Source organism: Pseudoalteromonas sp. QJM3NY_22, assembly GCF_056173065.1.
In genome coordinates this window covers 116,354-130,562 of the sequence record NZ_JBWBTZ010000002.1, presented here as the reverse complement: position 1 = coordinate 130,562, position 14,209 = coordinate 116,354, and the positions used below count along the sequence as shown (strand labels likewise).

Sequence of the window (14,209 nt, the reverse complement as noted above, 5' to 3'; positions counted from 1 at the left end):
AATTATAGGTAAGTTATGCTTTTAAGGCTTTATCGCCTCTTCCTATGCCTACAGCACCTGAGCGCACAACTTCAATAATGTCAGTTTCATGTCGCAACGTATCTAAAAATGACTCTATCTTATCTGTGCTACTAACAAGTTGTAGGCTGTAACTTTGACGTCCCATATCTAAAATAGCGCCTTGGAAAACATCGACCACACGGGTTACTGCGGCACGGGTTGATTCATCTTGCGCGAATACTTTAACTAATAAAAGCTCGCGTTCGATGTGACTCATCTCGGTTAAATCTATAATCTTTAATACATCAACAAGTTTATTAACTTGCTTTGTTATCTGCTCAACAACACGGTCATCACCCATGGTGGTAATAGTGATACGCGACAATGATTGATCATCAGTTGTACCTACAGTCAGGCTATCAATATTGTATGCACGTTGTGAAAAAAGCCCAACAATACGTGATAGAGCACCGGGTTCATTTTCTAATAATATAGATAAAATACGACGCATTATGCTTTTACTCCTTTACGTAACCACATCTCATCAATGCCACCTAATTTAATTTGCATTGGATATACATGCTCTTTTTCGTTGACAAGAATATCTAAAAAGACTAAGCGGTCGTTTATGCTCATCGCCCTGTCAATTGCAGGTTGTAGTTCATCAAGCGTATTTACTTGAATACCTACATGTCCGTAGCTTTCAACTAACTTAACAAAATCAGGGAGGGAATCCATATAAGATGATGAATGGCGTCCGCCGTAAACCATATCTTGCCATTGACGTACCATACCTAAAGAGCGGTTATTAAGTGATACAACTTTTACCGCAAGGTTGTACTGTAAACAGGTAGATAGTTCTTGGATATTCATTTGAATAGAGCCATCACCTGTAATACATACAGATTCTTTATCCGGAAAGGCTAGCTTTACACCCATTGCAGCAGGTAAACCAAAGCCCATAGTGCCTAGACCGCCTGAATTTATCCACTGACGAGGATGTTTAAATGGGTAGTATTGCGCAGCAAACATTTGGTGCTGACCAACGTCAGAACTTACGTAAGCATCGCCATTAGTGGCTTTATAAACAGCTTCTATCACGGCTTGTGGCTTAATTTTGTCGCCACCAGTGTTGTAGCTTAAACATTTTTGTTCGCGCCAGCTGATAATTTGACGCCACCAATCTTCTTGTGCGCTGCGGTCGATTTTAATTGGGCTTTTATCGATACCTGCTTGTAGTTGCTCCAGCACCGTTGCTAAGCAACCCACAACGGGAATATGCGCTTTGATTGTTTTAGAAATAGAGGTTGGGTCTACATCTACATGTACAATTGTGGCATTAGGGCAAAATTTTTGAACATTATTAGTTACCCTGTCATCAAATCGGGCACCTAATGCCAAAATAACATCGGCGTTAGCCATTGCTTTGTTTGCTTCTAGTGTACCGTGCATGCCTAACATACCGACAAAGTTAGGGTGCACACCTGAAATACCACCCAATCCCATTAGTGTGTTTGTAATTGGCGCATTTAACGATTCAACTAAGTGTGTTAATTGCTCTGACGTGTTTGAAATAACAATGCCGCCACCCGAATAAATAACGAGCTTTTTAGCTTCTAAAATGGCAGTAACCGCTTTTCGAATTTGCTTAGAGTGACCTTTAGTATTAGGGCTGTATGTTCTAAGTTCTGTTGTTTGAGGAAATTCGTATTCAAACTTAATAGCAGGGTTTAGCATGTCTTTAGGGAGTTCAACTACAACTGGGCCTGGACGACCTGTACTGGCTATATAAAAGGCTTTAGCGAGTATTGCAGGGATGTCTTTAGCACTTCTACAATTAAAGCTGTGTTTAACTATAGGGCGAGAACAGCCAACAATATCAGTTTCTTGGAATGCATCGTCACCAATTAAATTTGTAGGTACTTGGCCTGATAATACAACCATAGGAATTGAATCCATGTAGGCCGTTGCAATACCTGTAATACAGTTTGTAGCGCCAGGGCCTGAGGTTGCAAGCACAACACCCACGTCACCAGTTGCTCGTGCATAGCCGTCGGCCATATGCGTAGCAGCTTGCTCGTGACGCACGAGTATGTGTTCAATATCATCTTGTTGAAAAAGTGCATCGTATAAATCTAATACTGAACCACCGGGGTAGCCAAATATGTATTTAACCTTTAAATCTTTTAATGCCTGAACAACTAGTTCAGAACCATTATATTCTTGTTTGCTCATCCTCATTCCTCTGTGCGCTTTTTATGCATAAAAAAACCCCCGCGTAGTGCGAGGGTTTTTAAAAAGCAGTATCACCTTTTAATACATCCCCGCTGGGCTTATAACCAAGACCAGTACGAGTACGACTAAAAGATTAATGTGTGTGTTCATAGTTTTTACTCTACTTAGCAAAACACTGCTTTTAAATTAAGAATTCTGTATAGGTTTATTTTTAAGGGTTTTGAGCCTTTATGTCAACCTTGAAAGCGGTTTTTTGCATTTTAAATTCGTTTTGTGGCTTTTTTAAATTTAAATCTGCAGAAACTCTGTGTTTAACTGAGTTTACTAGCAGAAATTATGCACTTTAGGTTGTGGGTTCGATTTTAGATATAAAAATAGTGAGAGACCATTAACTTTTATTGCATATGTTAACTATATGTTTTTATCGCATGTTTAAATTCCTATTATTAGGGGCTGTTGATCTTTGTAGTATATATATTAATCAGCCCATATTGGTAGCCACATCATAGTGAATGCTAAAGCGAGCATGGAATGATAATTCCGCTCAAGCTTTTCATACCGTGTGGCTATCCCTCTATATTGTTTGATCCGACCAAAGGCATTCTCAACTAAGTGCCTATATTTGTACATGCACCAGTCAATATCTTCATTACCCACTAAACTGTTATCCTTGCGTGGAATAACGGGTGTAGCGCTATTGTCACGAATAAACTCTCTTAGTTTTTCACTATCGTAGCCTTTATCTGCGACAACAACATTACTCGTTGGGCAATTGGCTACAAGTGACTCTGCATGGACGATATCATGCGTATTTCCACAGGATAATTCATAATAAACAGGCAATCCTCCGCTATCTACTGCAAGATGAATTTTAGTCGAATTACCACCTCGACTCTTACCGATTGATTCATTGTCAGCGGTTCTTGCACCGCAACTATGCTGGTGAGCCCTGACAATACTGCCATCAATAAAGATCCAATCCATATCAGCATAGTGGGATAACACTCGAAATAATTCATTCAAAATATCTTTTTTGGACCATAAATTAAATCGTCTATAAATAGCACTCCACGAGCCGAAATAAGACGGTAAATCTCGCCAAGGAATACCGGTACGCATCCTATAGAGTATGCCTTCGAGCGTTTTTCTATGCTCAGGCTTATTATAAATTCGACCACTTAAGTGCATTACTTTTGATAAGACATTCCATGTCGCGTCTGTTAACATTAATCTTGGCATGAGGGTTCGGTGTAACGTTTTTTAGCGAATTCAATTATACCTTATCCTTATGCTGTTTGTTTTTTATACCGCAAAGATCAACACGCCCTAGGTATGATTACTACATAATTATGTTTGAGGAAGACACAGTGAAAAAAGTGATGTTAATTGCGCTTTTAACTACGCTATTAAGCCCAATAGTGGCAGCTAATAATATAAGTCCGCATGATGTTGGTATAACTAACGAAGAACGTATTTTATATTGGCTTAAAAAAAGAGACCAAATATCTTCAAGTGAGTTAGATAGTTCATTTAAGTCATATATGAGTAATAAAGAAGCTGCCAATCACTCAATTAAAAATGGCTTTAGGCAATTTAAATCCTCATCTAACGTTTTTTCAAACACAAATAAACAGCAGGTTGCTTTTTCAACGTCACTAGTGCCAGATCAAAGTGTTAATGATGTAAAAGTGTTAGCTATCTTAATTGATTTTCCTGATCTAAAACATGACGACAATCAGCTTGTAGAGCAAGACACCGACATGTTTTACGCTGAATATTCAACTGAGCACTATCAGCAAATGCTTTTTAATACTCAAGGTTATACGGGCCCTGATGGACAAAGCTTAAAAACGGCTGCTGATTATTATAAAGTGGCTTCGGGGAACAGCTTAAACTTTAACGGACAGGTATATGGCTGGGTAACCGCTGATAGCAATGCAAAAATATATGGTGAGCGCCAAGGCAGTACACGGGATATAAATGCACCCGCTTTAATTAAAGAGGCTGTGGAGAAGGCGGTTGCAAAGTTTAATATTAATTTAGCGGATTATGATTTAACCGATTTAGATGATATTGATGGCGACGGTATTTTTAATGAACCTAATGGCATCATTGACCATGTAATGATTTTTCATTCAAGTATTGGTGAGGAAGCAGGTGGCGGTTACCTAAGCACCGATGCTATTTGGTCGCACCGCTACTATGTGTTTGATGAAAATAGCGGGCCGAGCGAGATTGCAGGCAGCAATATTAAGCTCTTTGGTTATACCATTAACCCTATTGATGCAGGGATTGGTGTGGTAGTGCATGAGTTTGGACATGACTTAGGATTATTGGATGAATACGACTTGCAATCTAACACGGTTGGTGAGCCCGTCGCGTCTTGGTCAGTTATGTTGACAGGAAGTTGGGCTGGTTCGCCAAGAGGCTCAGAGCCGGTTATGTTTAGTCCTTATGCGCTTGAGTATTTACAAAAACGATACCGGGGTAACTGGGTTAACCAGCTTACACTTGATATGGATGAGATAGAGGCTAACTCACAGCAAACATTAATTAATACTGCGAGTACTTCACAACTGCAAAATCAAATAAAAATAACACTGCCACCAAGGCTCGAAAAATTTAGGGCTCCAGTAGAAGGCGATTTTCAATACTATTCAAATACGGGCGACAATATTAGCAACAGCTTAGCGAATACAATAGCGCTACCAAGCACAACTGAGACACTTACTTTAAGCTTTATTGCTTATTATAGTATTGAGCGCGATTACGATTTAGTTCAAGTAAAAGTAAATGGCGAGCCAATCGCGAGTAATTATACGCAAGCTCTGAATCCATACTACGGTGATATTGGTCCGTATATTTCAGGTGATTCATTTCTTAATAGTGATGCTAAGCAACCTAACGGCTATTTAACCCATAAGTTTGATTTATCAGCTTATGCTGGGCAAACAATTGATTTAAAAATTGAATACATAACAGATGCGAACACACATTATTATGGTTTTGTTGTTGATGATATGCGCATTGAGCAAAGTGATACTTTAATTTGGCAAAATAATGCACAAGATCAAGTTAACACTGAGTTTAATGGCTTTGAAAAAATTGGTAATTACACATATGCATCGCCATCACATTACTATTTACAATTGCGTTCATACACAGACGTTGACAGTAGCTTACAAGCAGAGCAGTACTCACCGGGGTTATTATTGTGGTACAGCAATGAATCTCAAGCAGATAATAACACTACCGAGCATCCAGGCAGTGGTTTTGCATTAGTGGTAGATGCCGATCAGCGCTCAATAAATAAAGGCAGTACGCAAACTCCGGCTGCTTCAGCAATTCAAATACGTGATGCTGCTTTTAGTCTATACCAACAAAGGGCAGGATTAGGTGATGATGATTTATCAGCTATCACCCAGTTCACTGATAAAAACGATTATAGCTTTTCAGCACAAAAACCATCGGGTGTTATGCTTCCACAGGTTGGTTTTGGGTTTAATATTATAAATCAGTCAGCTGATAGTGAAGACATAGAAGTAGAGCTTAATTACGATGTTACTAAGGGTATTAATTTTACCAAAACAGGTTTAACCGTTAATTTTAATGTAGAAGGTTTTGCACTCACGCCTTCGGATATATTTACGTGGAATTTTGATGATGGTAGCTCAAGCATAGAGTTAACCCCTACTCATGAATACCAAGACTATGGCATTTACAACGTTGAGTTTATGGCAAGTAATGGTACTTCAGATCAAGTAGCTGTAGTTCAAGTTACACTAGCTGAACCATTATCTGTAAATGAAATTGAATATGAAATAAACCAAGGAACTTTAACAGCTGAGGCTTCGCTTACAGGTGGGGTCGCACCGTATACTTATAATTGGCAGCTAGGGGATGGAAGTACTTTAACTACGCAATCGCTTACTTATAATTATTTATACTCTGGTGATTACCAAGTAACGCTTACAGTGACAGATAACGAAGGCACGGAGCAAACTAAAGCGATTGATGTAACTGCAACTGTTCCGCTTAGCATAAACGCAAACGCTACAGTTAGTGATTTAAGCGCACAATTTAATGCCCAAGTAACCGGCGGCTTTAATAGTTATACTTACAGTTGGGATTTTGGTGATGGCAGTGCGTTATCAAGTTTACAAAACCCAATACATACTTATCAAACTGACGGGACATATAACGTAACGTTGAATGTTACTGATACTCAAACCAATGATACTTTTACTAAAGAGTTATCTGCTAGTGTGCAAAAACAACAAAGTAGTTCGGGTTCAAGTGGCGGATCACTGGCGGGTTTATTAGGATTACTACTGTTAAGTTTATTTAGGTTTAATACTAATACCAATCCGCAAAATAGATCACTTAATTAAGCGAATTGGTATAACCTGCATAAATACACTAGGTTAGTGAACGTAGTTAGCAAACATAAAAAAGCCCGCTAAATTAGCGGGCTTTTTAAATTAATAACAAATATTAATTATAAACGGTCAATTACTGATTGAGTGAAATCAGTTGTACCGTGGCTGCCACCTAAATCGCGAGTTGTACGGTCGCCTGATTTAATTACATCAGCAACAGCACTACGAATACGCTCTGCTGTATCGCCCATATTTAAATGCTCAAGCATTTGAATAGATGCTAAAATTACAGATGTTGGGTTAGCTAGATTTTTGCCTGCAATATCAGGCGCGCTACCATGTACAGCTTCAAAAATTGCTGCATCTTCACCAATATTAGCACCTGGTGCCATGCCTAAACCGCCAACTAAACCAGCACAAAGGTCAGATAAAATATCACCAAATAAGTTAGTCGTAACAATTACGTCAAACTCTTCAGGTGTCATTACCAGTTTCATACATGTTGCATCAACAATCATTTCATTTGATTCAATTTGTGGGTAACGCTCTGCTACTTCACGTGCTACTTTTAAAAACAAACCAGATGTTGATTTTAAAATGTTAGCTTTATGAACGGCAGTTACTTTTTTACGACCTTCGCGTACCGCTAGCTCGTATGCAAAAGTTACGATTTTTTCTGCGCCTTCACGCGTAATTATCGATTTTGCTTGTGCTTCATTTCCGTCTTCACTTACTACTTGGCCAGCACCTGAGTACATACCTTGGGTGTTTTCACGAATAGTAATGATATCAATATCGTCGTAACGCGCTTTAGTACCAACAAATGATTTAACTGGGCGTACGTTAGCGTATAAACCAAATTGCTTACGAAGCGTTACGTTAATAGACGTAAAACCTTCACCTACAGGCGTAGTTAAAGGACCTTTAAGAGTGATTTTGTTTTTAGCAATGGTATCAACCGTTTCTTGCGGAAGTAACTCACCTGTTTTTTCAAGTGCTGCAAGGCCTGCATCAACAAATTCATAATCAAAGTCGCAACCTGCGGCTTTTAATATTTCAAGTGCTGAGTCGATAATGCTCGGACCGATGCCGTCGCCTTTGATCACTGTGATGGTTTGTTTGGCCATTGACTTTTCCTTTAAAGATTTTGATTTGCACATAAATTATTACTCTGAGAGAGTAACAGCTTGTTAGGTCATTTATGTGAATGGGATTGAAAATTGTAAGGGCGCATTTATACCAACTTATCGCCCATTTTGCTAGTTTATACTACAAATACTGGGTATAAATTGTATTTATAATGGAAATAAAAAGACTAAATAACCTGAACACAGATATAAGATATTTACTAACATATTGAACCATAATGATATTTAAAATTATTTTTCTAGCCAGAGATTTTCAATGAAAAAAGGCGAATTTGCGCGTCATTAGCTTGCTTATTGCAAGTAGATTAAACGCAGTTAGCGTCAGATTTAATCCCTCAAATTGATTAAGTATTATTACGGATTGGTATTAAATAGTATTAGATAAGGCAAGCTCTTGGAGCTGTTCATTAAATAAGTGATGGTTTTCCCATTTTTGAGTAGTTAATTGCTGATCTAATATTTGCTGTTGCCAAGTGCTTAGCTTTAGCTGCGGTTTAAATACGGTTTGTGTAAGCGCCTTTATTGCTACCCATAGTTTACTGCGTTCGTTGAGCTGCTTTTTTGGAAGATGTTCAGCTTCCAATAATGCGATTGCCCAAGGGTTATCACTTAATAGTAATGTAAGTTGTGCTTTTAGCTGCTCAGTGTCTAATGAACTAACACCAAAAAAGGCACTAATAGGCGTATTCAATGTGGTGTTAGGTGTTTCATCAATCATTATTTTTCTAGATATATGTGTACTGCATTGTGTTAATAAAAAATAAGCATAGCCATAAAGAGGCAGTGCGATATGTTCAAATTGAATCATTTTATTTTTACTAACCAATAGAGCAATAATTTCTACTATGCACTCTAGTCGCGTTAAAACAAATTGTTGTAAAGGGTGAGGAGTTACCTTAACCAGTTGCTCAAATATAACTCGCTGAATAATTGCAGGGGCATTAAAATAACCAACCATAGATAGACTATGTTTCAAATTTTTAGCCGCTTGATGTTCATTATTATAAGGTTTTACAGCCTCACATAGATTTTCTATTACATTAGGATAAGGCGCCATAATTTGGCTTAACGCTTTGTAGCTGTATTCATGCTGCAACTTAAGACGACTAATTAACTCTATCAAAGCTAGCGACCCATTATTTAGTATATTGGCAGTGGAAGTTATATGCTCACTGTCCCATACACTAATTTGGATACGTGAATCATTTGATTGCCACTGGATAGCGTTGCTGTTTAGCAATGCCTTGACTCTATACCACGCTATTTTATTTTTATTCTCGGCGTTTATTAGTATATGGCGCTGCTGATTGTCGCTGGCCAAATACACCATTAATTGATCATTATATATAACTCGGCTACCCGGTAATAATGGGCCTATATGTGCGATTAAAAATTTTATTAGCTGTTGCGCAAATAGGTTAGGTGTACGTATATATAAATCGCCAAGAGCTTTAAAAAGACTAATATGTTGTTTAGAAGGGCTATAAGTAATGTTCATTGCAATTATATTAGCGATAGCAACAAGCGTAATGCCACCATCATAAAGCATTATTTTTGGTGTAGTGACTAATGCTTGCTTGTACTTACTTAGTTTTGCAAGAACTTGCGTTATTGCTTTTGCTGAATCACCGCCAGTTAAGATTATTTTAGCGGTGAGCTGGTGGCGTAATTGCCATATTTTTTTATCACTATCACTAAACTTTAACTGTTTGGAAAGCTTGTTTAGTTGCTCACCCACGCATAAATGATCAACAAGTGCAGCACAGATATATAATTCACTAAGCTGATTATTGTATTGCTGGCTTTTACACAAAGCAGTGGTTAAAACACATTGATTGATAACCAAATTAACAGAGTAACTATATTTAGGGTTAAATACAGCACACCTAGCTTGTAAAGCTACAGGGTATTGTTCATATAATTCTCTGTATTGCTCAGAAAGTTTACATACTGCAGGGTAGACTGTCTGCCATTGTTTTTTTACATTATATAAAGTTAAAAATAGTTTTGTATTTTCAAGTAATTGGTTTAGTTTGACAGAAATAGGCTCATTCATTATGCCTTCACCTAGTTTTAATCCTGATATTTTTTATAAGCACTAGGCCCCCACAAAATAAGTTGACCATTTTTAAATAACAGTCCGGTACATTCATCTATGGTTGTTATGCCATCGGACGTTTTATGTTGCGTGCGATAAAAAATGATTTGAAGTACTTCATCACTATTGCGTTTTGCAAAAGTAAGATCTGGGCTGCCTAAGTAGTCAAGTACACTATTAATAGTAGTAGGCTGCTCTAGTGAAAGCTTTTCGATATAACGTTTATTAAATGCTTCGCGGTCTTGCCAAATCATCGCTTGGGGGTCATCTTTATAGAAAGTGATCACCAATGTTGCTATTAGCGCATATAGCCCTAAACCTAGAATTAAATACCTAAAAAACTTTTTCAACATTATTTACTCTGGTCACAGAATCTAATAATAGTATACGTATTGTAATTAGCACACGCTATAAACATGCGACTAACTAAGCCTTAATTGCTTTAAACTAAAACCCAAGTTTATATCCGTGCGTAAACTAACCAGTTGTTTTGAGATTACATACATATCCATATTTGCTTCTAGCTTTTTATGAATACTTGGGCTTAGTAATTTATCTTCTAGCGCTTGCTCAACAGTATTATAATTATTAATAAGTTGTTGAGCCGACTTTATCCCTATGCCTTTTACGCCTGGAATATCATTGGTTTTATCACCAGCGAGTGCCCAAAAGTCTACTAACCTACTTTGTTGAACTCCAAAACGTTCTTTTATACTGTGCTCATCAAGATATTGCTTTTTAAAGTAATCATAAATAGTTATGTATTGACCTAAATGAGGTAAGAAACCTTTGTCAGTAGATACAATTGTGTTGCTTACATTATTCGTTGCAGCTTTGCACGCAAGGGTGGTAATAATGTCGTCAGCTTCGTCATTAATAGGTTCAAATACTACAATACCTGTTTCTTCAATGGCTGTTTTGAAATGTATTAATGCATCCTTCAAAATTTGTGGCATTGGCGAGCGTGAATGTTTGTAATTTTTATAGAAATGGTAACGCCAACTTCTGTCACCATCAAACACAGCAATAGCATGGGTGGCGTTGGTAGTGTTAAGTAGTTTTTTGCATGCATGAGCTACTCTAGCACAACATGCTTCGATCATTTGATCATCACTGTGGTGTTTTTGGTTTACGTCAACCGCGTAAATGCGCCTAATTAGATTAAGCGCATCTATAAGAAGTAAATGTGGTTTCAAATTATAAAACTCATGCTTTTATTTCATAACATGGAGTGTACTTACTACCAGGGAGTTTCATACGTCCTTGGTCAACAAATGCCTGAAGCAGTTTATCCATATCTTTCATCAAAGCGGGCTCACCGCTTAAAATATAACGGCCATTTTGTTTAATCGCTTTTATACCTTCGTCTTTTACATTGCCGGCAACAATTCCTGAAAATGCTCGTCGTAAATTAGCTGCTAATAACTGTTTTGGTTGATTAAGGTGTAAATCAAGACCAGCCATATTTTCATGGGTTGGTGCAAAAGGTTGCTGAAAATCGTTATCAATCTTTAGCGTCCAGTTAAAGTAATACGCATCACCTTCGCTTTTACGATAATTGCGTACATCAGTCATTGCTGACTTTAATGTTTGTCCAACTAATTTAGGGTCATCAATAATTACTTCAAATTTGTTGAGCGCTTCTTTACCTAATGTCATTTCAACAAATTCGCACAGTTCTTTAAAATAAGCTTCGCTTTCTTTTGGGCCCGTTAAAATCACAGGCATGCATTGTTTGGCGTTGTCAGGATGTAACAATATACCTAATAAATACAAAAGCTCTTCTGCGGTGCCAGCTCCACCAGGAAAAATAATTATAGCGTGAGCGGTGCGTATAAATGCCTCTAAACGCTTTTCTATATCAGGTAAAATTACCAGCTCATTTACAATTGGGTTCGGTGGTTCAGCAGCAATAATACTTGGTTCAGTCAAGCCTAAGTAACGATTATCTTTAATGCGTTGTTTCGCGTGGCCAATGGTGGCTCCTTTCATAGGGCCTTTCATTGCGCCAGGTCCACAGCCTGTGCAAATATTTAAACCGCGTAAGCCTAATTCGTATCCCACTTGCTTAGTATATTTGTATTCAACTTCATTAATAGAATGTCCGCCCCAACAAACTACCATGCTAGGTTCGCTATTTACGCGCAATGCATCGGCATTTCTTAGCATGTCAAACACCATATGAGTAATGGCTTTTTGTTCTTTAAGATTTTTTTCGTATTTTTGACATATAAATAAAATATCGCGGATAACAGAGAAAATATGTTCGTGAATACCGGTGATGATCTCACCATCTACAAAAGCAGTTAAGGGTGGATTTTCAAGCTCAATTTTAATCCCGCGTTCACGGCTCAATAGGCGTATATCAAAATCTTGATATTTATCATAAATTTCGTTGCTGGCGTCCGTATGACTCCCTACGTTTAGCACAGCAAGTGCACAATTTCTAAATAGTTTATAGCGCTCGCTAGTGGATGATTGCTCTAATAAATCAACTTCTAGTTGTGACAATAAATCTAAAACCCCAGTTGGGTTTAATTGTATTAGCATCGGCGTTCTCCTTGCTATTCTTTTATGTAAATTACCACTTCGTGATATCTTTTATTTTAAATAAAAAATATAACATTATTTACTTATACAAAGACGATCCCGACCTGTATTTTTCGCTTCATAAAGAGCATCATCTGCTCGGTCAAAAGCGATTATAGGTGTATCGCCTTTCTTTAACTGAGTAACACCTAGAGAAATAGTTATTTCAATTTGTTTATCTTTAAATTTAAAAGGAATACTTTTAATTATCTTCCTCAGTTTATCAAGAGGGGCCGTAGCATTTATGAGCGAAGTACTAGGCATAAGTAAAACAAACTCTTCACCGCCATAACGGGCAATAAAATCTGATTTTCTAACAGATTTTTGTAGTGCTTTGGCTATAACTTGTAGTGTTATATCCCCAGCAGTATGACCAAATCTATCATTAATGGATTTAAAATGGTCAACATCAATCACCGCAAGAGTGACATCCGATGACTGAACATTAAATAGGTGTATTTCATGGTTGTAACGTTCATCAAATGCAGCACGATTAGGCAGTTTTGTTAAACTATCCAATAGACTTTTGAAACGTTGTTCGTTTAAGCGTTTTTTATATTTTGTTAGTTTGCTTTCAAGGCTACCAATACGACCATTAATTTCATCAAAGCTAGAAACCAGCATTTCTCTGTCAGTGCGTTCAAGTTTTTCTTTTGCAATAAAGTCTTCACTAAGCGATTTTAATTCGTTATCAACCAACTCTTTTAAAGATGATATAGAAGTTGCATTTTGAGTTTGCACATTAAGATTTTTAATTTTACTTTCAATGCTTTTATTTAGAACATCAAACTCAATTCCCATCGATTTTGAGTGTTTACTTGTTGATACAATTGAATGATGTAAATCTTCAAGTGTTTGGTTTAAAGAAGATAAAAAGCTTTGTGCCGATTTACGCTCTTTATTAATATTCTTTACAATAACACTAATTATACTAATAGAAGCTTTTAACAGTGCATCTAACGTGTCGCTTTCTGTAATACAATTTTTTATGTATTTAATTTCTTCAGTTGCTTCGTCTTCCAACACTAATTCGTTAGCTAATTTTAGTAATTTTTGTGCAAGCTCAGGTGTTGCAGTACATTCATCGTCAGACGCAGCTTCTAGTTTGAGACTTAATGTTTGATGATAAAAAGAAATTAGTTGGTCAAGTAAAGGTATAAAATCATGGGTAGAGTGCACTTGATTAATTTCGTGATCTAACAAATGGCGAAGTGTTCTACGTGTATCCTCTGGTAATCCTTTTGTTTTTTGCAGTTGTTTACCAGCATTCTGTACGCTGCTATACAAATCTCGTTGTTGGGAGAGTTGTACTGATTCTTGGTTTTTTAATAAAACAATTGTTTCACTTATCAATGGCGATAGATCTTCAAAGCTGACACCTTTAATGAGTGCAGCCCTGAACTTAGCAAGCCTATTATCTAATTCAGTATCAAGTCCTTTACAACTCAATGATAATTTAGCTGAGAAATCAGAAAGAGTGTCCACCTGATATTTACGCGCGTCTTCAACAGCCATTCGGGCGTCAATTGCTTGTTTTAGTTTCTTATCTGTAGCGTTAGATTTATCAGACACCTAAGCTTACCGCCATCGTATTAGTTATATTATCTTCAGTTTACAACAAATTTTTGTTATGTGTAGTTATCTAACTAAAAACTTAGTAATTTTAGTAAGCTAATGCGTATAAACTCATGTACAAGACTCTTTATCGTATTTAATTCACATTTAAATCCGAGCTTGTTAATCTAGCTAGTAATTAAGTT

General features: G+C 37.1%; 10 protein-coding genes. 1 reads left to right on the top strand and 9 read right to left on the bottom strand.

The annotated features are described in order from the left end of the window. Positions 1 to 13 precede the first annotated feature (13 nt). The 3 genes from ilvN to AC0VZ4_RS20885 all read right to left on the bottom strand — a co-directional run bounded on the left by ilvN (position 14) and on the right by AC0VZ4_RS20885 (position 3,474). Complete coding sequence (gene ilvN, locus AC0VZ4_RS20895; protein WP_007376319.1) at positions 14 to 511, bottom strand: acetolactate synthase small subunit; 498 nt, start codon at positions 509 to 511, stop codon at positions 14 to 16. Continuing rightward, complete coding sequence (locus AC0VZ4_RS20890) at positions 511 to 2,235, bottom strand: acetolactate synthase 3 large subunit (protein ID WP_475442016.1); 1,725 nt, start codon at positions 2,233 to 2,235, stop codon at positions 511 to 513. Before AC0VZ4_RS20890 ends, ilvN begins: the two co-directional genes overlap by 1 nt. A 477-nt stretch (positions 2,236 to 2,712) precedes the next feature. Continuing rightward, a complete protein-coding gene (locus AC0VZ4_RS20885; RefSeq protein WP_475439680.1) occupies positions 2,713 to 3,474 on the bottom strand; it encodes an IS5 family transposase in 762 nt (253 codons plus the stop codon). A 128-nt stretch (positions 3,475 to 3,602) separates the two neighbouring features. On the opposite strand from AC0VZ4_RS20885, the gene AC0VZ4_RS20880 reads away from it, so the two are divergent. Beyond that, entirely contained in the window at positions 3,603 to 6,626 is a 3,024-nt protein-coding gene (locus AC0VZ4_RS20880; RefSeq protein WP_475442015.1) for an immune inhibitor A domain-containing protein, read from the top strand. A 107-nt stretch (positions 6,627 to 6,733) separates the two neighbouring features. Here AC0VZ4_RS20880 and AC0VZ4_RS20875 read toward each other — a convergent pair whose 3' ends face one another. The 6 genes from AC0VZ4_RS20875 to AC0VZ4_RS20850 all read right to left on the bottom strand — a co-directional run bounded on the left by AC0VZ4_RS20875 (position 6,734) and on the right by AC0VZ4_RS20850 (position 14,021). Beyond that, positions 6,734 to 7,741 (bottom strand): isocitrate dehydrogenase, encoded by a 1,008-nt coding sequence (locus AC0VZ4_RS20875; RefSeq protein ID WP_002960311.1) that lies wholly within the window; start codon positions 7,739 to 7,741, stop codon positions 6,734 to 6,736. Positions 7,742 to 8,129: 388 nt separating this feature from the next. Further along, positions 8,130 to 9,818, bottom strand: a complete 1,689-nt coding sequence (locus tag AC0VZ4_RS20870) for a hypothetical protein (RefSeq protein ID WP_475442014.1) — start codon at positions 9,816 to 9,818, stop codon at positions 8,130 to 8,132. 17 nt (positions 9,819 to 9,835) lie between these two features. Further along, a complete protein-coding gene (locus tag AC0VZ4_RS20865; protein WP_007376313.1) occupies positions 9,836 to 10,213 on the bottom strand; it encodes a DUF3192 domain-containing protein in 378 nt (125 codons plus the stop codon). A gap of 69 nt (positions 10,214 to 10,282) precedes the next feature. Further along, complete coding sequence (xni, locus tag AC0VZ4_RS20860; RefSeq protein WP_096794594.1) at positions 10,283 to 11,056, bottom strand: flap endonuclease Xni; 774 nt, start codon at positions 11,054 to 11,056, stop codon at positions 10,283 to 10,285. A 10-nt stretch (positions 11,057 to 11,066) separates the two neighbouring features. Continuing rightward, on the bottom strand, positions 11,067 to 12,410 hold the full coding sequence (ppnN, locus tag AC0VZ4_RS20855) for a nucleotide 5'-monophosphate nucleosidase PpnN (RefSeq protein ID WP_007376311.1): 1,344 nt from the start codon (positions 12,408 to 12,410) through the stop codon (positions 11,067 to 11,069). A gap of 75 nt (positions 12,411 to 12,485) precedes the next feature. Further along, positions 12,486 to 14,021 carry a GGDEF domain-containing protein gene (locus AC0VZ4_RS20850; RefSeq protein WP_475442013.1) on the bottom strand — a complete coding sequence of 512 codons (1,536 nt, stop codon included), beginning with the start codon at positions 14,019 to 14,021 and terminating at the stop codon, positions 12,486 to 12,488. Between the last annotated feature and the right edge of the window lie 188 nt (positions 14,022 to 14,209).

What these genes read in the sequence shown, in the direction of transcription:
- ilvN (WP_007376319.1), bottom strand. Translation starts at nt 511, where the DNA reads ATGCGTCGTATTTTATCTATATTATTAGAAAATGAACCCGGTGCTCTA.
- AC0VZ4_RS20890 (WP_475442016.1), bottom strand. Translation starts at nt 2,235, where the DNA reads ATGAGCAAACAAGAATATAATGGTTCTGAACTAGTTGTTCAGGCATTA.
- AC0VZ4_RS20885 (WP_475439680.1), bottom strand. Translation starts at nt 3,474, where the DNA reads ATGCCAAGATTAATGTTAACAGACGCGACATGGAATGTCTTATCAAAA.
- AC0VZ4_RS20875 (WP_002960311.1), bottom strand. Translation starts at nt 7,741, where the DNA reads ATGGCCAAACAAACCATCACAGTGATCAAAGGCGACGGCATCGGTCCG.
- AC0VZ4_RS20870 (WP_475442014.1), bottom strand. Translation starts at nt 9,818, where the DNA reads ATGAATGAGCCTATTTCTGTCAAACTAAACCAATTACTTGAAAATACA.
- AC0VZ4_RS20865 (WP_007376313.1), bottom strand. Translation starts at nt 10,213, where the DNA reads ATGTTGAAAAAGTTTTTTAGGTATTTAATTCTAGGTTTAGGGCTATAT.
- ppnN (WP_007376311.1), bottom strand. Translation starts at nt 12,410, where the DNA reads ATGCTAATACAATTAAACCCAACTGGGGTTTTAGATTTATTGTCACAA.